Source organism: Lysobacter sp. F6437 (genome assembly GCF_052547215.1).
The window spans coordinates 1,191,960-1,210,811 of record NZ_JBQWRB010000001.1; the positions used below are offsets into that span (position 1 = coordinate 1,191,960).

Consider the following 18,852-nt stretch of genomic DNA (forward strand, 5'->3'; position numbering starts at 1 on the left):
CGTGTCGCAACGACCGTGGCGAGCCGCATCGCGCTCGCCGCGGTCGGGGGCGAAGGAACGTGCCGGCGGAGAACGGTACAGGGGGTCCGGCGCCGGGATGGCGTCGAATACCTGTTCGCTCCGTCGGCCGACCATCCGCGGATCATTTGTCGAGGGCAAACAGCGCGTCGAGCTTTTCTTCGTACTCGTGGTAGCCGAGGAAGTCGTACAGCTCGGCGCGCGTCTGCAGGGTGTCGATGATGTTCTTCTGGGTGCCCTCGCGGCGCACGGTCTCGTAGAAGTTGAGCGCCGCCTTGTTCATCGCGCGGTAGGCGCCGCAACAGTACAGGGCGATGTCGACGTTGGCGTCGCGCAGCTCGTCGGTGGTGAAGAACGGGGTCGAGCCGAACTCGGTCAGGTTGGCCAGGATCGGCACCTGCACCGCCGCCTTGAACTTGCGGTAGTCGTCGAGCGACTTCATCGCCTCGGGGAAGATCATGTCGGCGCCGGCCTCGACGTAGGCGACCGCGCGTTCGATCGCCGAATCGATGCCCTCGACCGCAGCGGCATCGGTGCGCGCCATGATCACGAAGCCCGCGTCGCTGCGCGCATCGACCGCGGCCTTGACCCGGTCGACCATCTCGCCCTTCGACACGACTTCCTTGCCCGGCCGGTGGCCGCAGCGCTTCTGCCCGACCTGGTCCTCCATGTGCACGGCGGCGACGCCGATGCGCTCGAAGTTGCGGATCGTGCGGCCGATGTTGAACGCCCCGCCCCAGCCGGTATCGATGTCCACCAGCAGCGGCATGGCGGTGGCTTCGACGATGCGGCGGGCGTCGGTCAGCACGTCCTCCATCGTCGAGATGCCGAGGTCGGGCATGCCCAGCGAATTGGCGGCGACGCCGCCACCGGACAGGTACAGCGCCTTGTAGCCGGTGCGCTTGGCCATCAGCCCGGCGTACGCGGTGATCGCGCCCATGACCTGCAGTGGGGATTCGGCCTTCACCGCTTCGCGGAAACGGGTGCCATTGGAAACGGATGACGACATTGCAACCTCTCGGTAACGTGACAGCCTCAAAGCACGAAGGCGACCGGAGCCGCCTTCGTAGTCGTTACAGCAGGTGGGCGACGCCCTCGCGCTCTTCCTCGAGCTCGGCGAGGGTCTTGTCCATCGCCGCGCGGCTGAACTCGTCGACCTCCAGCCCCTCGATGCGGGTGTATTCGCCGTCCTTGCAGATCACCGGCACGCCGTAGATCACGCCCTCGGGGATACCGTAGCTGCCGTCGGACGGCACGCCCATGGTCACCCACTCGCCATCGCTGCCGAGCACCCAGTCGTGGATGTGGTCGATCGCCGCGTTGGCCGCCGAGGCCGCCGAGGACAGCCCGCGGGCCTCGATGATCGCCGCGCCACGCTTGCCGACCTTGGGGATGAACTCGTTGGCGTTCCAGTCGGCGTCGTTGATCTTGTCCTTCAGCGACTCGCCGTTGACGGTCGCGAAACGGTAATCCGGATACATCGTCGGGCTGTGGTTGCCCCACACCACCAGCTTGCGGATGTCGCCGACCGGCACGCCGGCCTTGTTGGCCAGCTGCGACAACGCGCGGTTGTGGTCCAGGCGCAGCATCGCGGTGAAGTTCTTCGCCTTCAGGTCCGGCGCCGACTTCATCGCGATGTAGGCGTTGGTATTGGCCGGGTTGCCAACCACCAGCACCTTGACGTCGCGGCTGGCGACCTTGTTCAGCGCGGCGCCCTGGGCGGTGAAGATCTTGGCGTTCTCCAGCAGCAGGTCCTTGCGCTCCATGCCCGGGCCGCGCGGACGCGCACCGACCAGCAGGGCGATGTCGGCGTCCTTGAACGCGACCTCGGCGTCGTCGGTGCCGACCATGCCGGTCAGCAGCGGGAACGCGCAGTCTTCCAGCTCCATCATCACGCCCTTGAGCGCGGCCTGGGCCTTTTCCATCGGCAGCTCGAGCATCTGCAGGATGACCGGCTGGTCCTTGCCCAGCATTTCGCCCGAGGCGATGCGGAACAGCAGGGAATAGCCGATCTGGCCGGCAGCGCCGGTAACGGCAACGCGGACGGGGGATTTCATGGTCGATCTCCGGGAACTTGGTGACGGTGGGATCGTCGTTCGCGGTAGTTCACCGCGAACGGCTGTTCGAATACAGCGCCGCGCCGGACGGTCCACCCGGCACAGCGGCGGCTTCAGCTCAGTTCGCTGAAGAATTCCTTGAAGCGCTCGATGCCGGGCGCCAGTTGCGGCGTCGGGCAGGTGTAGCTGATGCGCAGCGCGCGCGGTTCGCCGAACGCCGAGCCCGGCACGCAGGCCACGCCCTTGGCTTCCAGCAGCACGCTGCAGAAATCGACGTCGTTGCCGACGACCTTGCCGGTCGGGGCGTGGGTCTTGCCGAACGCGCAGCTGATGTCGGGGAACACGTAGAACGCGCCCTGCGGCCGCGGGCAGACCACGCCGGGGATCGAGTCCATGACGTCCATGACCTGGTCGCGCTTGGCCTGGAACTCGGCGCACTTGGCGTCGGGCACGTCCTGCGGACCCGACAGCGCGGCGGTGGCCGCGGCGTTGACGACTTCCGGCAGGCTGGTGATGTGGTTGGAGTTCATCGTCACCACGGCCTGCGCCACGACTTCCGGGCCGGCCATGAAGCCGACGCGCCAGCCGGGCATGCCGTAGGTCTTGGACAGCGAGTCGACGAAGATCACCCGGTCCTTCAGCTCAGGACGGGCGTGCACGAAGTTGTGGTAGCCGACGCCGTCGAACACCATCCGGTTGTAGATGTCGTCGGTGATGATCCAGGTGTCGGGGTACTTGGCGATGACGTCGGCCAGCGCCGCGATTTCGTCCTTGCCGTAGACCATGCCGGTCGGGTTGGACGGGTTGTTGAACAGGAACACCCGCGGCTTCTTCGCCAGCGCGGCGTCGAGTTGGGCCGGGGTCAGCTTGTAGTCCTGCTCGGGCGGGCACGGCAGCAGGTCGACCTTGGCGTCGACGATCTCGGCGATGTCGAGGTAGCTGGTCCAGTACGGGGTCGGGAAGGCGATGGTGTCGCCCTCGTCCAGCAGTGCCTCGGCGAGGTTGTAGAGCACGTGCTTGGCACCGACGCCGGTGGCCAGGTTGGCCTTGGCGTAGCCGGTCAGGCCGATCTTTTCGATGTGCTGCAGGAACGCGTCGAGCATCGCGTCGGCGCCGCGGTTGCTGCCGTACTGGCCGCTGTCGTGCTCCAGCGCCTCGCGGGCGGCCTGGTAGACGTGCTCGCCGGGCAGGAAGTTCGGGACGCCGATCGAGAAGCTGATGATGTCGCGGCCTTCGGACTTCAGGCGCTTGGCCTTCTCGGCAATCTGCATGATCGCGCTGGGCTTGGCGCGACCGATGCGCCGGGCGAGCTGGGGCATCTTGGTGACCTCGGTGGGAGTGGTCGAAAACGGCCGCGGCAGCGGCCGGTGAGCCGGAAAATGGTACCACGTGAAACTAATTCGCCCCGGCCCGCGAACCGATGGACCTGTAGGAGCGGCTTCAGCCGCGATCGGGAATCGGCGCGGACGATCGGTTCCATGATCGCGGCTGAAGCCGCTCCTACAAAGAGCCCCGGGAACGCCGGGTAGGCGCTTTACCCGCCGGCGTCGAGGGTCTTGTTCCAGTCGGCCACGCGGTCGGCCTTGGCGGCCAGCACCGCATCGACGTCGCCTTCCAGCTTGACCGACTTGATCTTGTCGCCCTGCTTGACGCTGTCGACGACTTCCTGACCCTCGAGCACCTTGCCGAACACGGTGTGCTTGCCATCCAGCCACGGGCACTGGATATGGGTGATGAAGAACTGGCTGCCATTCGTCCCCGGGCCGGCATTGGCCATCGACAGCACGCCGCGCTCGTGGCTGAGGCCGTTCTTGGTCTCGTCCTCGAATCGGTAACCCGGGCCGCCGGTACCCGAGCCCTGCGGGCAGCCGCCCTGGACCATGAAGTCGTTGATCACGCGATGGAAGTTGAGGCCATCGTAGAAGCCGCGCTTGGCCAGGTTGGCGAAGTTGGCGACGGTCAGTGGCGCCTTCTCGGGCTCCAGCTGGATGCGGATCGGGCCGCGGTCGGTGTCGAAGGTGGCGATCAGGCTCATGGCGTGCTCCGGGGGATGGGGGTCGGGGGCGCTGGTAGCGCCCAGACCGCCAAGTTTAACCCACGCCGGACCGGTCGCCTCGCGACGACACAATCACGATATACTGGTCGACTTCCTTGCAGAAAAGTAGCGCTGCGGCGCCCTTCCCCATGTCCATCGAACGCCTGCGCAACATCGCCATCGTCGCCCACGTCGACCACGGCAAGACCACCCTCGTCGATTGCCTGCTCAAGCAGTCCGGCACGTTCTCCGAGCGCACCGTGCTCGCCGAGCGCGTGATGGACAGCAACGACCAGGAAAAGGAACGTGGCATCACGATCCTGTCCAAGAACACCGCCATCACCTGGCAGGGCAACCGGATCAACATCGTCGACACCCCGGGACACGCCGACTTCGGTGGCGAGGTCGAGCGCGTGCTGTCGATGGTCGACTCGGTGCTGATCCTGGTCGACGCGATGGACGGCCCGATGCCGCAGACCCGCTTCGTCACCCAGAAGGCGTTCGCGATGGGCTTCAAGCCGATCGTGGTCGTCAACAAGATCGACCGCCCGGGCGCGCGGCCGGACTGGGTCATCGACCAGGTGTTCGACCTGTTCGACAAGCTCGGCGCGACCAACGAGCAGCTCGACTTCCCGATCGTCTACGCCTCGGCGCTGCATGGCTACGCCAGCCTCGACGACAGTGCCCGCGACGGCGACATGACCCCGCTGTACGAAGCGATCATGAAGCACGTGTCGCCGCCGGAAGTCGACATGGAAGGCCCGTTCCAGATGCGCGTCAGCCAGCTGGACTACAACAACTTCGTCGGCCTGATCGGCGTCGGCCGCATCCAGCGCGGCAAGGTCCGCACCAACATGCCGGTCAGCGTGGTCGACCGCGAAGGCAAGAAGCGCCAGGGCAAGGTGCTGCAGGTGCTGGGCTTCATGGGCCTGGAGCGGGTCGAGGTGCCGGAAGCCGAGGCCGGCGACATCATCGCGATCTCCGGCGTGGCCGACCTCAGCATCTCCGACACCATCTGTGCGCTGGACGCCCCGGAGGCGCTGCCGGCGCTGACCGTCGACGAGCCGACCATCTCGATGACCTTCCAGGTCAACAACTCGCCGTTCGCCGGCAGCAAGGAGCACAGCGGCGGCAAGTTCATCACCAGCCGCCAGATCCGCGAGCGGCTTGAGCGCGAAACCCTGCACAACGTCGCGCTGAAGGTCGAGGAAGGTTCCGATCCGGACAAGTTCCTGGTCTCCGGCCGTGGCGAGCTGCACCTGTCGGTGCTGATCGAGAACATGCGCCGCGAGGGCTTCGAGCTGGCGGTGTCGCGCCCGGAGGTCATCATCAAGGAGATCGACGGCCAGAAGATGGAGCCGGTCGAGCAGCTGGTGGTCGACATCGAGGAGCCGCACCAGGGCGGCGTGATGGAGAAGCTCGGCATCCGCAAGGCCCAGCTGACCAACATGGAGTCCGACGGCAAGGGACGCGTGCGGCTGGACTACATGATCCCGGCGCGCGGCCTGATCGGCTTCCAGAACGAGTTCAAGACGCTGACCCAGGGCACCGGCCTGCTGTTCCACGTGTTCGACCACTACGGTCCGCGCGAAGTCGGCGCGATCGCCAAGCGCCAGAACGGCGTGATGATCGCCAATGCCGCCGGCGCCACCCCCGCCTACTCGCTGGGGCCGCTGGAAGAGCGCGGAAAGCTGTTCGCCGCCGAGGGCGACAACGTCTACGAGGGCCAGCTGATCGGCATCCACTCGAAGGACAACGACCTGACGGTCAACGCGATCAAGACCAAGCCGCTGACCAATATGCGCGCCTCAGGCAAGGATGACGCGATCAAGCTTACCCCGGCGATCAAGTACTCGCTGGAGCAAGCACTGGATTTCATCGAGGATGACGAACTGGTCGAGGTCACCCCGAAGGAAATCCGGTTGCGCAAGAAGCACCTGACCGAGAGCGATCGCAAGCGCGCCTCGCGCAGCGCCTGATCCAGGCACCACCGTTTGGAAAAAGCCCCGCTTCGGCGGGGCTTTTTCATGCCGGGAACTTGCCCGGCCACCATCGGCCTGGACGGGCTATCCTCGACGGGCCATCGGGAAAACCGGGAGTCGTGATGCGCCTGCTGCTCTGCGCCGCTTTGTCCGCCTGCCTGCTCGCCTGCAGCGATGCCCCGCCGGAGCCACGGCCATCCGCATCGGAGGGCGACGCCACTCCGCCCGAAGTTGCCGAACTCGACATCGCCACGTTGCAGGCACGGATGGCCGACGGCGGACTCACCAGCCATGCATTGACCCAAGCCTATCTCGACCGCATTGCCGCGATCGACGATGCAGGCCCGACACTCAATGCGGTGATCGAGACGAACCCGGACGCCCTCGATGAAGCCGCCACGCTGGATGCGGAACGCCGTGCCGGCCGTGTGCGCGGGCCGTTGCATGGCATCCCGGTGCTGCTCAAGGACAACATCGATGCGACCCCGATGGTGAATTCGGCCGGTTCACTGGCATTGGCCGGACATCGACCGAAGACCGATGCACCGCTGGTGCGTGCGCTGCGCGAGGCCGGCGCGGTGATCCTCGGCAAGACCAACCTCAGCGAATGGGCCAACTTCCGCTCGACCCGCTCGAGTTCGGGCTGGAGCGCGCGCGGTGGCCAGACCCGCAATCCGTATGTGCTCGACCGCAGCCCCTGCGGTTCCAGCAGCGGCACCGGCGCGGCGATCGCAGCCAGCCTGGCGGCGGCTGGCGTCGGTACCGAGACCGACGGCAGCGTGATCTGTCCGGCGGCGATGACCGGACTGGTCGGGATCAAGCCGACGGTTGGCCTGGTCGGCCGTAGCGGCATCATCCCGATCGCGCAATCGCAGGATACCGCGGGGCCGATGGCCCGCAGCGTTGCCGACGCCGCACTGCTGCTGGGCGTGATGGCCAGTGCGAGCAACCCGGCCGACCCCGCCACCGAAGCCGCGGCCCCACACCGGCTGGCGGACTACACCGAGGCCCTGGACCCGGCCTCGCTCGACGGCGCCCGGATCGGCGTGTTGCGCGACGCGATGGGCAGGAACCCGGAACTGGACGCTGCGATGGAACGTGCGATCGCGGCGATGACGGCCGCCGGCGCGACCGTGGTCGACAGCAAGATCCCGACCGCGGGCAACTGGGGCGACGCCGAATACTCCGTGTTGTTGTACGAGTTCAAGGATGGACTCAACCGCTACCTGCGCGACAGTGGAGCGGCGGTCGGCTCACTGGCGGAACTGATCGAGTTCAACAAAGCCAATGCCGACCGCGAGATGCCGTGGTTCGGGCAGGAGATCCTGTTGCAGGCGCAGGAAAAGGGATCACTCGACGAAGCCGACTACCTGGAGGCGGCGAGCAAGGCGAAGCGGCTAGCCGGACCGGAAGGCATCGATGCGGCACTGGAACACGACGACCTCGATGCACTGATCGCACCCGCCACCGGCCCGGCGTGGGTAACGGACCTGGTCAACGGCGACCACTTCGGCGGCGCCGGCTATGGCGCGGCCGCGGTGGCCGGCTATCCCAGCGTGACGGTGCCGATCGGCAACGTCCACGGCTTGCCGGTCGGTGCAATCCTGATGGGACCCGAATGGAGCGAGGCGGAACTGATCGGGTTGGCCTACGCGCTGGAACAGGCGACGCAGGCACGCACTCCACCCCGGTTTCTGCCGACCCTTTCGCCGTGGGCCAGCAGCGACTGATCAGTCGCCGCTGTCTTCGGGTGCCGCGTCCACCGTCAAGACGTCGGCTGCACCGAGCTTGATTCGGGCGATCCGGCCGCCCTCTCCGCTGGCCCATCCCGTGTCGCCGACAATGGCGACCGCGTCGAAACCCAGCGACGACAGCGCCGTCCAGGCTTCGCCATTCCACCAGTCGGTGCCCGAAGGCCCGGTCGCGATGCAGTTGGCTGCGCCGCCCGTGCAGGCGATGCCCGAACGATAGCCGGCGGGGCCCGGTTGTGCGCTGTATCCGAGCGTGGCGGAGGATCCGGACGCACGCTGCATTGGCCATGTCGCCAGCAGCCCGTCGGTATCGGGCTGCTCGTAGTCGCCACCAACCGCAATGAACCCTTGCAGCGCGGTAGTCACCGAAAAGTAGCCAGCCGATGGCAACTGCGGCGTGTCCGCGGCGGGTGTCGCCTGCCAGCGCGGAGGTTCGCCGCCTTCGACATCGATCAGGTAGTGCGCCCTCGCTTTGGCGCCACCGGTGACGAATACGATGTTGCCGCCGCTCAGTGCAATGCAAGTGCCACTGGCCGCGAACGCCGCCTCGCCGCTGGCGCTTTCCGGGCTGTCGCCACGCAACGTCCAGTGTTCGCCGCCGTCATGGGTTTCGAGGACCTGGAAACGGCCAGCCACGGGGTCGCCGAGGATCACCCCATGCGCCCCTTCGAATGCCATGCAGTCCAGGAACGCATCGGGATCGCGATTCTGGAAAGCCAGTTGCCAGCTCCGGCCACCGTCGCCGGTGCGGTAGACACGCGACGCCTCGCCGGGACCGATGCTCAGCACCACCGCGTGGTCTGCATCGACGCCTTCGATGTCACGGAAGTCGAGGCCGGCCGCGCCGGGCACCCTGATGGCCTGCCAATGCTGGCCGCCGTCGACGGTCCGTAGCACCGTACCCTCGCCACCGCTGGCCCAGGCGACCTTGTCGCTGACTGCGGAAATTCCACGCAGGCGGACGTCGACGCCGCTGTCCTGGGAGACCAGGCTGACCTGCGGGGAGTGCCCGGCCTGCGTCCAGACGCCTGCGGCAAGTGTCAGCAGCATCCCGCCCGCGACAATGCGAAAAAAGATCGACATCGGTATGCCTGCCCTGCCATCGACTGGGCGCCGAGGCTAGCACGGCGCCTTCAGTCGGTGCCGGCAGGCCCGCCGATGTTCGATTGCTTGCGCACGATCAGCATCGCCACCTCCAGCGCCTGCTCGTAGTTCAGGCGGGGGTCGACGGTCGAGTGGTACGCGCGCTCGAGGTCGGTCTCGGTCAGCTTGCGGGCGCCGCCGAGACATTCGGTGACATCCTCGCCGGTCAACTCCAGATGCACGCCGCCGAGACGGGTGCCCGCCGCGGCATGCAGGTCGAACGCCTGTTCCAGCTCGCTGCCGATGTTGGCGAATCGACGGGTCTTGTAACCGTTGGCCGTGGCCTCGGTGTTGCCATGCATGGGGTCGCATACCCACAGCACCTTGCGACCGTCACCGCGCGTCGCCTCCAGCAACGGCGGCAGCTTGTCGGCGATGTGGCCGGCGCCCATACGGTGGATGAAGGTCAGCCGGCCCGGTTCGTCGTCCGGATTGAGGATGTCGGTCAGCCGCAACAGCTGGTCAGGCGTTACCGTCGGCCCGACCTTGATCGCGATCGGATTGCGGATGCCGCGGAAGTACTCCACGTGGGCGCCGTCGGCCGCGGCGGTGCGCATGCCGATCCACGGGTAATGGGTGCTGAGGTTGAACCAGCCCCAATGGCGCGGAACCTCGCGGGTCAACGATTCCTCGTACGGCAGCAGAAGCGCCTCGTGCGAGGTGTAGAAGTCGACCCGGTTGAGGTTGTGCACCTCCTGCCCCGACAACGTCTCCATGAAGCGCACCGCATCGCCGATGGCGGTGACCATGCGCCGGTACTCGTCGGCCAGCGGCGAATGGCCGACCCAGCTCAGGTTCCAGTACTCCGGGTGGTGCAGGTCGGCAAAGCCGCCGTCGATCAACGCGCGGACGAAGTTCATCGTCATCGCCGAGCGCGCATGCGCCTTGACCATCCGACGCGGATCGGCGCGTCGCGCCTCGGCGCTGAAGCCAGGTGCATTGACCATATCGCCGCGATACGTCGGCAAGGTGACGCCGTCGACCGTCTCGGTGTCGGCCGAGCGCGGCTTGGCGTACTGGCCGGCGAACCGACCGACCCGGATGACCGGCTTGCGCAGCCCGTGCACCAGCACCAGGCTCATCTGCAGCAGCACCTTGAGCCGGTTGGAGATCACGTCCGACGAACAGGCGTCGAATGTCTCGGCGCAGTCACCACCCTGCAGCAGGAAGCGCTTGCCTTCCTGCGCGTCGGCGATCTGCTGCTTGAGGGCGAGGATCTCCCACGATGTCACCAGCGGCGGCAGTCCGCGCAACTCGGCGAGCACGCCTTCGAGCTCATTGGGGTCCGAATAGCGCGGCAACTGCATCGCCGTGCGCGCGCGCCAGGAACGGGTGTCCCAGCCGGTCGGCAGGTTGACGGGATGCAGGTTGCGGTCTGGGTTGGGCATAGCTTTGGGTTGTTGCGAAGCAGCAAACCATCATCCGCCGAGCGCGTCGACGCTGCAACGGTTACGTCGGCAACGAACGGATCGCGCCGGTGCGGCGCCGCCCTCCGTCAGCCTCGCCGGAATGCCGCGTAGGCCGCCCAGCCGGCGAGCACGATGAACCAGACCAGGCTCCACATCGGCATCGACAGCCCAAGGAAGGCCCAGTCGACGTTCGCGCATTCACCCGACCCGGTCATTACCGTGCGGATCACGCCGCCGATCGGCATCGCGTCGAGCATGTAGTCGAGACCCGGCCCGCAGGATGGAACCTGGTCCGGTGGCAGGTGCTGCAACCGTACGTGGTTGCCGGCCACCGCGATTCCCGCCACCGATGTGAGCATGGCCAGGATCCCGTAGACCCGGCGCCCGCCCACGCCCCGCGGTGCATGCAACCCGCCGACCAGGAACACGAGCCCGAGCGCGGCGAACGCAACGCGCTGGAAGATGCACAGCGGGCACGGCATCAGGCCATCGTGGAACTGGGTATAGAGCGCGTACGCGATCAGGCCGGCACAGGCGAGGAAGCCGAGCAGGAAGCGGCTGCGAAAGGAGACGCGGAAGGTATCGGGATTCATGGGCCGACACGATACGAGGTTGCGGGGTCGCTGGAAAGACGCATTCGGCACTTGTGCGGCCAGCCCTCGTCACACACGCGAAAGCCCCGGCGCGAGGCCGGGGCTTTCATATCACTGCAATCCCGTTGTCACGACATGCATCGCGACAGGGAAACATGTTCGACCGGCATGCACCGGCCGAACCGAACAGCCGGTTATTCCGCCGCCGCCTGCGGGCGGTCGACCAGCTCGACGTACGCCATCGGCGCATTGTCGCCAGCGCGGAAACCGCACTTGAGGATGCGCAGGTAGCCGCCCGGACGCTCGCTGTAACGCGGGCCGAGTTCGACGAACAGCGTGCCGACCGCTTCCTTGTCGCGCAGGCGCGAGAAGGCGAGACGACGGTTGGCAACGCCATCCTTCTTGGCCATCGTGATGAGCGGCTCGGCGACGCGACGCAGCTCCTTGGCCTTCGGTAGGGTCGTACGGATGAGTCCGTGCTTGATGAGGGACGCGGCCATGTTGGTGAACATCGCATCGCGATGGGCACTGGTACGGCTGAATTTGCGTCCGGATTTCTGGTGGCGCATGGTCGTGTTTCCTAGGTTCTATAACGCAGCGGCAAGCGCTGCTCAGCCCATCATGCCGTGCGAGGCGATGCCTGCAGGCGGCCAGTTTTCAAGCTTCATGCCGAGCGAAAGGCCGCGCTGGGCGAGCACTTCCTTGATCTCGGTGAGCGACTTCTTGCCAAGGTTCGGCGTCTTGAGCAGTTCGACTTCGGTCTTCTGGATCAGGTCGCCGACATAGTAGATGCTCTCGGCCTTGAGGCAGTTGGCCGAACGCACGGTCAGTTCGAGGTCGTCGATCGGACGCAGCAGGATCGGGTCGACGCCGCTGCTCGCCGGCTTCGCCGCACCGCGGTCGCGGTGGGTGAAGTCGCCGAACACCGACAGCTGGTCGCTGAGGATGTCGGCGGCGGTGCGCACGGCTTCCTCGGCGTCGATCGTGCCGTTGGTCTCGATGTCGATGACCAGCTTGTCCAGGTCGGTGCGCTGCTCGACGCGGGCGGCCTCGACCGCATACGCGACGCGGCGGACCGGGCTGAAGCTCGCATCCAGCATCAGGCGACCGATGGTGCGGGTCTCCTCGTCCGGGCGGCGACGGGCGGCGGCGGGCTGGTAGCCGTAGCCGCGCTCGATCTTCAACCGCATGTTGATCGCCATGTCCTTGGTCAGGTGGGCGATCACGTGCTCGGTGTTGAGGATCTCGACGTTGTGGTCGACCTTGATGTCGGCCGCGGTCACGATGCCCGGGCCCTGCTTGCTCAGCGACAGCGTCGCCGACTCGCCGGTGTTCATCCGGATCGCGACGTCCTTGAGGTTGAGCAGGACTTCGAGCACGTCCTCCTGCAGGCCTTCAACGGTGGTGTACTCGTGGAGCACGCCGTCGATCTCGACTTCGGTGATCGCGAAGCCCGGGATCGACGACAGCAGCACGCGGCGCAACGCGTTGCCCAGGGTGTGGCCGTAACCGCGTTCAAGCGGCTCGATCACGACCTTGGCGCGGTTGCCCGTGAGGCGTTCGATCTGGGGACCGCGGGGACGCAGTACCTGATTGGCGGTAACCGTCATGTTGTGGAGTCTCCTGCGAGCCGACGGCCGGGGGGCCGCGGGCTCAAGAACAGATGGATTACTTCGAGAACAGCTCGATGATCAGCGCTTCGTTGATGTCGGCAGGCAGATCGGTACGATCCGGAACCGCCTTGAACACGCCCGCGAACTTCTTGCTGTCGACCTCGACCCAGGACGGCGACAGGTCCATCTGCTGCGCGACGGTCAGCGATTCCTGCACGCGCAACTGCTTCTGCGCACGCTCGGACAGCGCCACCGCGTCGCCCGCCTTGACCTGGTACGACGGCAGGTTGACGGACTTGCCGTTGACCGTGACGCCCCGGTGCGAGACCAGCTGACGGGCCGCCGGACGGGTCACCGCGAAGCCCATGCGGTACACGACGTTGTCCAGTCGGGTCTCGAGGAGCTGCAGCAGGATTTCACCGGTGTTGCCGCGCTTGGCAGCAGCCTTCTTGTAGTAATTGCGGAACTGACGCTCCAGCAGGCCGTAGATACGCTTGACCTTCTGCTTTTCGCGCAGCTGGTTGGCGTAGTCGGACAGCTTGCCGCGACGCAGGGTCGCACCGTGCTGGCCGGGCTTCTGATCGAGCTTGCACTTCGAATCAAGCGCACGGGCCGGCGACTTCAGGCCGAGATCGACGCCTTCGCGACGGGAGAGCTTGCATTTGGGACCAATATAACGAGCCATTTTTCTTCAGCTCCTCAGACGCGACGCTTTTTCGGCGGACGGCACCCGTTGTGCGGGATGGGCGTCACGTCGATGATGTTGATGATCTTGTAGCCGACGTTGTTCAGCGAACGAACGGCGGACTCCCGACCCGGACCCGGGCCCTTGATGCGCACTTCCAGCGACTTGACGCCGTAGTCGAGCGCAGCGCGGCCGGCCTTCTCGGCGGCCACCTGGGCGGCGAACGGGGTCGACTTGCGCGAACCGCGGAAACCCGCGCCGCCCGAAGTCGCCCACGACAGCGCGTTGCCCTGGCGGTCGGTGATCGTGATGATGGTGTTGTTGAACGAAGCGTGGACGTGGGCGATGCCGTCGGTGACGACCCGCTTGATCTTCTTCTTCGTCTTGGCTTGTGCTGGCTTGGCCATGATCTACCCCTTACTTCCTGATGGCCCGGCGCGGACCCTTGCGGGTGCGTGCGTTGGTCTTGGTGCGCTGGCCACGCAGCGGCAGGCCGCGACGGTGACGCAGGCCGCGATAGCAACCCAGGTCCATCAGGCGCTTGATCGACATGCCGATCTCGCGGCGGAGGTCGCCCTCGACCACGAACTTGCCGATCTCGGCGCGGATGCGCTCGACTTCGGGCTCGGACAGGTCGCGGATCTTGGTCGACGAATTCACGCCGGCCGAGTCGCACACCTTCTTCGAACGGGTACGGCCGATGCCGTAGATACTCTGGAGCCCAACCCAGACGTGCTTCTGGGCAGGCAGATTGACGCCCGCAATACGCGCCATAACGCGATCTCCAACTGGTTTGGCATCCGGGCCCTGACAACCCGGCGTACGTGAACACTCAAGCGAGTGAATCAGAAATGATATCAAAGTCTCGGGTTACAAGGAAGCATGGCCGCGCCTGGGCGCAGCCGTGCCACGGCATGGGGAGTGTGCCCATGCTCCGGCGACGGATCCGGACTGCCGGGATGGGCGGTGTCAAGCCGCCCTCCCCGACACCGCGCGCTACTCTGGCGCGCGGATCGGTCCGAACCCACCCGTGCGCGAGACCGCCGCCCGAGTCGCCCTGCTGGAACCCGGGAGCTGAGCCCGGGATTCCATAAAAACTGTGTTTCCGATCCTCAGCGCCCGGCCAGGCCGCCGCGGGATCCCTTCAGGTTGGACTTCTTCAACAGGCTTTCGTACTGGTGCGACATCAGGTGCGCCTGGATCTGCGAAATGAAATCCATCACCACCACGACCACGATCAGCAACGAGGTACCGCCGAAGTAGAACGAAATGCCCATCTGGCTGCGCATCACCTCGGGCAACAGGCAGACCAGCACCAGGTACGCCGCGCCGGCGGCGGTCAGCCGGGTCAGCACGCCATCAACGTAGTCGGCGGTCGCCTTGCCCGGGCGGATACCCGGGATCAGCGCGCCCGACTTCTTCAGGTTGTCCGCGGTTTCCTGCGAATTGAACACCAGCGCCGTATAGAAGAACGCGAAACCGGCGATCATCCCGCCATACAGCAGCATGTGCAGCGGTTCGCCCGGGTTGAGCCACTGGCTGACCCTGAGCATGAACGATGTCGAGTCGCCCTGGCTGAACCAGGTCGCGGCGGTCGCCGGGAACATCACGATGCTGGACGCGAAGATCGGCGGGATGACGCCCGACATGTTGAGCTTCAGCGGCAGGAACGAAGACTGGTTCATGTACGCGCTGCGGCCACCCTGGCGTCGTGCGTAGTTCACCGTGATCCGTCGCTGCCCGCTCTCGACGAACACCACGAAATAGGTGCATGCGAACACGATCGCGGCAACCGCCAACGCGGTCAGCGTGCCCATTTCGCCGTTGCGGACCTGCTCGAACATGCCGAACACCGCCGACGGCAGGCCCGCCACGATGCCGGCGAAGATGATCAGCGACACGCCGTTGCCGACGCCGCGCTCGGTCACCTGCTCGCCCAGCCACATCAGGAACATGGTGCCGGCAGTCAGTGAAATCACCGCGGTTAGCACGAAGCCCATGCCGGGGCTGTACACCACCGGGATGCCCTGGCTGGCGCCGCCGGCCTGAAGCGCCGTCGCAATGCCCCAGGACTGGAACACCGCCAATGGGATCGCACCCAGGCGCGACCACTGGTTGATCTTGCGCCGGCCCGACTCGCCTTCCTTCTGGATGGCCTTCAGGCTGGGCAGGATCTGCACCATCAACTGCATGATGATGGACGACGAGATGTACGGCATCACGTTCAACGCGAGCAGGCTGAAACGCTCCAGCGCGCCACCGGAGAACATGTTGAACATGTCTACGATGGTGCCCTCCTGCGTTTCCATCAGCCGCAGCATGGCTTCGGGATTGACCCCCGGCACCGGGATGTAGCAACCGATGCGGTACACGATCAGTGCGCCGATCACGAACAACAGGCGCTGGCGGAGCTCGGTGAACTTCCCGAGCCCGCCGCCCATGCCGGCCATAGCGTTACCGCTGCGCGCCATGCGTGGCTTACTCCTCGACCTTGCCGCCGGCGGCTTCGACCGCGGCCTTGGCACCGGCCGTGGCAAGCACGCCCTTGAGCACGAACTTCTTGGTCAGCTCGCCCTTGGCAACCAGCTTGGCCCGCTTGGCCTTGGCCGGCACCAGCTTGGCGGCGCGCAGCGCGGCGAAATCGATCTCGCCGGCCTCGAGCTTGTCCAGCTGGTACAGCAGCACTTCAGCGGTGTCGTCCTTCAGCTTGCTGCGGAACCCGACCTTCGGCAGGCGGATGTGCATCGGCATCTGGCCGCCTTCGAAGCCGGCGCGGATCTTGCCCTTGCCCGAACGCGCGAACGAACCCTTGTGGCCGCGGCCGCAGGTCTTGCCCAGGCCCGAACCGATACCGCGACCGACGCGCTTGCGGTCTTCGCGGGCGCCCTCTGCGGGCTTGAGAGTGTTGAGATGCATGTGATTACTCCTCGACCCGGACCAGGTAGTGGACCGTGTTGATCAGGCCGCGAACCTGGGGGCTGTCCTTCAGTTCGCGCACGTCGTTGAGCTTGTTCAGCCCGAGCGCCTTGACCGACAGGCGGTGGCGGCCCTGGCTGCCACGCAGGCCCTTGACCAGGCGCACCTTGACGGTGCCGCCCTTGTTCTCGTTGGACTTAGCCATGGTTCAGATCCTCGACCTTCTTGCCGCGCTTGGCCGCGATGCGGGCCGGCGAATGCATTTCCGACAGGCCGCGCAGGGTCGCGCGGACCAGGTTGATCGGGTTGCGCGAACCGATGGCCTTGGCCAGCACGTCCTTGACCCCGACCGCCTCGAGCACGGCGCGCATCGCGCCACCGGCGATCACGCCGGTACCCTCGGACGCCGGCTGCATGTAGACGCGCGCCGCGCCGTGGCCGGACTTGACCGAGTGCCATAGGGTGCCGTTGTTGAGGTCGACGGTCTGCATGCTCTTGCGGGCATACTCCATCGACTTCTGGATCGCGACCGGCACTTCGCGCGCCTTGCCGTAACCGAAGCCGACCTTGCCGGCGCCGTCACCCACCACCGTCAGTGCGGTAAAGGTGAACTGGCGACCGCCCTTGACGGTCTTGCTGACACGGTTGACCGTGATCAGCTTTTCGATCATGCCGTCGTCGATCTCGTCGCGGTTGCCACGCCCCCGCGAATCACGTTCGTTAGCCATCTTTATCGTTCCTGGAATTGAGTGATGTTGCGGCTTGGCCGCTTATGGTTGTGGAGTACCGCGGGTGTCTCGCGGGCAGGGAAGAATCCTGGCCGCGCCCGGCGCGAAACCGCGCCGGCGGCTGGAACAAAAAGCCTAGAACTGCAGGCCACCCTCGCGGGCGGCGTCGGCCAGCGCCTTGATGCGACCGTGGTAGCGGTAACCCGAACGGTCGAAGGCGACCTTTTCGATACCGGCGGCCTTGGCCTTCTCGGCGATCGCCTTGCCGACCTTGACGGCGGCGTCGGCGTTCTTGCCGTTCTTCAGGCCTTCCTTGACGTCGGCCTGCACGGTCGAGGCGGCAGCCAGGACCTGCGAACCGTCCGCGGTGAAGACCTGGGCGTACAGGTGCTGGCCGGTGCGCAGCACCGACAGGCGCGGCACGCCGAGCTTGCGGATGTGCGAACGGGTCGACTTGGCGCGACGCAGGCGGGCGATGTTCTTGTTCATTGTCTGGTCCTCGAAAGCTGAAAGCCCGGTTAGGCCTTCTTGGCTTCCTTGCGAATGATGGTCTCGCCGGCGTACTTCACACCCTTGCCCTTGTACGGCTCGGGCGGACGGAAGCCGCGAATCTTGGCCGCCACTTCACCGACGCGCTGCTTGTCGGAGCCCTGGACCACGACTTCGGTCTGGGTCGGGGTGGAAACGGTGATTCCTTCCGGAACCTTGAACAGCACCGGATGGGAAAAGCCCAGCGACAGGTTCAGGTCCTTGCCCTGCATCGCGGCGCGGTAACCGACGCCGACCAGCTCGAGCTTGCGCTCGAAACCTTCGGACACGCCGTGCACCATGTTGGCGACGATCGCGCGCAGGGTACCGGTCAGCGGAATGCGATCCGGATCCTGGGTCGACAGCACGGCGTGGCCGTCCTCGACCTTGATTTCGATGTCGGCCGGCTTGGCGATCGACAGGGTGCCCTTCGGCCCCTTGACGGTGACGTTCTCGGCCTGGACGTTCAGTTCGACACCCTTGGCAAGGGCGATCGGCTTCTTGGCAACTCGGGACATGGTCGTTACTCCCTTAGGCCACGAAGCACAGGACTTCACCGCCGACGCCCTGCTGGCGCGCCTGCGCATCGGTCATGATGCCTTTGGAGGTGGAAATGATCGAAACGCCGAGGCCACCCAGGACCTTCGGCAGGTCGTCCTTGCCGCGATACTGGCGCAGGCCCGAACGCGAGAAGCGCTTCAGCTGCTCGATCACCGGCTTGCCTTCGTAGTACTTCAGCTCGATCTGCAGCTCGTTCTTGCCGCCGCCGATATCGGTGACGCTGGAACCGAGGATGTAGCCCTCGTCCTGCAGGACCTTGGCGATGGCCACCTTGATCTTGGAGGACGGCATCTTCACCGTGGGCTTGCCGACCGCGGCCGCATTGCGAATGCGGACGAACATGTCGGCGATGGGATCAGTCATGCTCATGTGTAATTACCTGATGAGTGCACCGATATCCGCGCGATTGCGAATTTCAGTTGTGACGCCACGGACGGACCGCCGTTGCGCTTTTGTTTGGCGAGCCGGTTAGTCTAGCAGACTTGCCGGCCAACGCCAGTCCCGGGGCCGGTACTTACCAGCTGGCCTTGCGCAGGCCCGGCACGTCGCCACGCATGGTGGCTTCGCGCAGCTTGTTGCGGCCCAGGCCGAACTTCGCGTAGACGCCACGCGAACGGCCAGTCAGGGCGCAGCGGTTGCGCTGGCGGCTCGGCGAGGAATCGCGCGGCAGCTTCTGCAGCTTGACCACCGCCTCTTCCTTCTCTTCGTACGACGCGGTCGGGCTGGAGATGATCTTCTTCAGCTCTTCGCGCTTGACCGCATACTTCGCGGCCAGCTTGGCCCGCTTGATGTCGCGGTTGACCATGGAGGTCTTTGCCATCTGTGGATCCTCG

Annotated in this window: 22 protein-coding genes; 2 read left to right on the top strand and 20 right to left on the bottom strand. The window is 65.9% G+C overall.

The annotated features are described in order from the left end of the window. Positions 1-142: 142 nt before the first annotated feature. The 4 genes from prpB to ACT9F5_RS05625 all read right to left on the bottom strand — a co-directional run bounded on the left by prpB (position 143) and on the right by ACT9F5_RS05625 (position 4,110). The gene (prpB, locus tag ACT9F5_RS05610; RefSeq protein ID WP_445118924.1) at positions 143-1,027 is read right to left on the bottom strand and encodes a methylisocitrate lyase; all 885 of its coding nucleotides are present in this window, start codon (positions 1,025-1,027) and stop codon (positions 143-145) included. Between the two features lie 64 nt (positions 1,028-1,091). Then, positions 1,092-2,075, bottom strand: a complete 984-nt coding sequence (locus ACT9F5_RS05615) for a malate dehydrogenase (protein WP_445118925.1) — start codon at positions 2,073-2,075, stop codon at positions 1,092-1,094. A gap of 113 nt (positions 2,076-2,188) precedes the next feature. Then, positions 2,189-3,394, bottom strand: coding sequence for an aminotransferase class I/II-fold pyridoxal phosphate-dependent enzyme (locus ACT9F5_RS05620; RefSeq protein WP_445118926.1), 1,206 nt, complete (start codon positions 3,392-3,394; stop codon positions 2,189-2,191). A gap of 215 nt (positions 3,395-3,609) precedes the next feature. After that, positions 3,610-4,110 carry a peptidylprolyl isomerase gene (locus tag ACT9F5_RS05625; protein ID WP_445118927.1) on the bottom strand — a complete coding sequence of 167 codons (501 nt, stop codon included), beginning with the start codon at positions 4,108-4,110 and terminating at the stop codon, positions 3,610-3,612. A gap of 149 nt (positions 4,111-4,259) precedes the next feature. Between ACT9F5_RS05625 and typA the strand changes: the two genes are divergently transcribed. Both typA and ACT9F5_RS05635 read left to right on the top strand, forming a co-directional pair. Further along, entirely contained in the window at positions 4,260-6,089 is a 1,830-nt protein-coding gene (gene typA, locus ACT9F5_RS05630; RefSeq protein ID WP_445118928.1) for a translational GTPase TypA, read from the top strand. A 125-nt stretch (positions 6,090-6,214) separates the two neighbouring features. Further along, positions 6,215-7,822 carry an amidase gene (locus ACT9F5_RS05635; protein ID WP_445118929.1) on the top strand — a complete coding sequence of 536 codons (1,608 nt, stop codon included), beginning with the start codon at positions 6,215-6,217 and terminating at the stop codon, positions 7,820-7,822. On the opposite strand, the gene ACT9F5_RS05640 is transcribed toward ACT9F5_RS05635, so the two are convergent. From ACT9F5_RS05640 to rpsN, 16 genes are all read right to left on the bottom strand, one after another. Then, positions 7,823-8,926, bottom strand: a complete 1,104-nt coding sequence (locus ACT9F5_RS05640; protein ID WP_445118930.1) for a hypothetical protein — start codon at positions 8,924-8,926, stop codon at positions 7,823-7,825. Between the two features lie 50 nt (positions 8,927-8,976). Then, the gene (locus tag ACT9F5_RS05645) at positions 8,977-10,374 is read right to left on the bottom strand and encodes a class II 3-deoxy-7-phosphoheptulonate synthase (protein ID WP_445118931.1); all 1,398 of its coding nucleotides are present in this window, start codon (positions 10,372-10,374) and stop codon (positions 8,977-8,979) included. Positions 10,375-10,481: 107 nt separating this feature from the next. Beyond that, positions 10,482-10,988 carry a disulfide bond formation protein B gene (locus tag ACT9F5_RS05650; protein ID WP_445118932.1) on the bottom strand — a complete coding sequence of 169 codons (507 nt, stop codon included), beginning with the start codon at positions 10,986-10,988 and terminating at the stop codon, positions 10,482-10,484. Positions 10,989-11,182: 194 nt separating this feature from the next. Further along, positions 11,183-11,557 (bottom strand): 50S ribosomal protein L17, encoded by a 375-nt coding sequence (gene rplQ, locus ACT9F5_RS05655; protein WP_445118933.1) that lies wholly within the window; start codon positions 11,555-11,557, stop codon positions 11,183-11,185. Positions 11,558-11,599: 42 nt separating this feature from the next. After that, positions 11,600-12,598 (bottom strand): DNA-directed RNA polymerase subunit alpha, encoded by a 999-nt coding sequence (locus tag ACT9F5_RS05660; protein WP_445118934.1) that lies wholly within the window; start codon positions 12,596-12,598, stop codon positions 11,600-11,602. 58 nt (positions 12,599-12,656) lie between these two features. After that, positions 12,657-13,286: a 30S ribosomal protein S4 gene (rpsD, locus tag ACT9F5_RS05665; protein WP_445099057.1), complete on the bottom strand. Its 630-nt coding sequence runs from the start codon at positions 13,284-13,286 to the stop codon at positions 12,657-12,659. 14 nt (positions 13,287-13,300) lie between these two features. Beyond that, complete coding sequence (rpsK, locus tag ACT9F5_RS05670; RefSeq protein WP_036212595.1) at positions 13,301-13,693, bottom strand: 30S ribosomal protein S11; 393 nt, start codon at positions 13,691-13,693, stop codon at positions 13,301-13,303. A 10-nt stretch (positions 13,694-13,703) separates the two neighbouring features. Then, on the bottom strand, positions 13,704-14,060 hold the full coding sequence (gene rpsM, locus ACT9F5_RS05675) for a 30S ribosomal protein S13 (protein WP_332615617.1): 357 nt from the start codon (positions 14,058-14,060) through the stop codon (positions 13,704-13,706). Between the two features lie 338 nt (positions 14,061-14,398). Then, complete coding sequence (gene secY, locus ACT9F5_RS05680) at positions 14,399-15,736, bottom strand: preprotein translocase subunit SecY (RefSeq protein ID WP_445119500.1); 1,338 nt, start codon at positions 15,734-15,736, stop codon at positions 14,399-14,401. Positions 15,737-15,764: 28 nt separating this feature from the next. Next, positions 15,765-16,202 (bottom strand): 50S ribosomal protein L15, encoded by a 438-nt coding sequence (rplO, locus tag ACT9F5_RS05685; RefSeq protein ID WP_445118935.1) that lies wholly within the window; start codon positions 16,200-16,202, stop codon positions 15,765-15,767. 4 nt (positions 16,203-16,206) lie between these two features. Further along, the gene (gene rpmD, locus ACT9F5_RS05690; RefSeq protein ID WP_445118936.1) at positions 16,207-16,407 is read right to left on the bottom strand and encodes a 50S ribosomal protein L30; all 201 of its coding nucleotides are present in this window, start codon (positions 16,405-16,407) and stop codon (positions 16,207-16,209) included. Next, positions 16,400-16,930 carry a 30S ribosomal protein S5 gene (gene rpsE / locus ACT9F5_RS05695; protein ID WP_445118937.1) on the bottom strand — a complete coding sequence of 177 codons (531 nt, stop codon included), beginning with the start codon at positions 16,928-16,930 and terminating at the stop codon, positions 16,400-16,402. The genes rpmD and rpsE overlap by 8 nt, the downstream gene beginning before the upstream one ends. A gap of 135 nt (positions 16,931-17,065) precedes the next feature. Further along, positions 17,066-17,419 carry a 50S ribosomal protein L18 gene (gene rplR / locus ACT9F5_RS05700; protein WP_445118938.1) on the bottom strand — a complete coding sequence of 118 codons (354 nt, stop codon included), beginning with the start codon at positions 17,417-17,419 and terminating at the stop codon, positions 17,066-17,068. A 29-nt stretch (positions 17,420-17,448) separates the two neighbouring features. Beyond that, a complete protein-coding gene (gene rplF, locus ACT9F5_RS05705; RefSeq protein ID WP_445118939.1) occupies positions 17,449-17,976 on the bottom strand; it encodes a 50S ribosomal protein L6 in 528 nt (175 codons plus the stop codon). Between the two features lie 13 nt (positions 17,977-17,989). Then, positions 17,990-18,388 (bottom strand): 30S ribosomal protein S8, encoded by a 399-nt coding sequence (gene rpsH, locus ACT9F5_RS05710; RefSeq protein WP_445118940.1) that lies wholly within the window; start codon positions 18,386-18,388, stop codon positions 17,990-17,992. A 145-nt stretch (positions 18,389-18,533) separates the two neighbouring features. Next, positions 18,534-18,839, bottom strand: coding sequence for a 30S ribosomal protein S14 (rpsN, locus tag ACT9F5_RS05715; protein WP_445118941.1), 306 nt, complete (start codon positions 18,837-18,839; stop codon positions 18,534-18,536). Positions 18,840-18,852 lie beyond the last annotated feature (13 nt).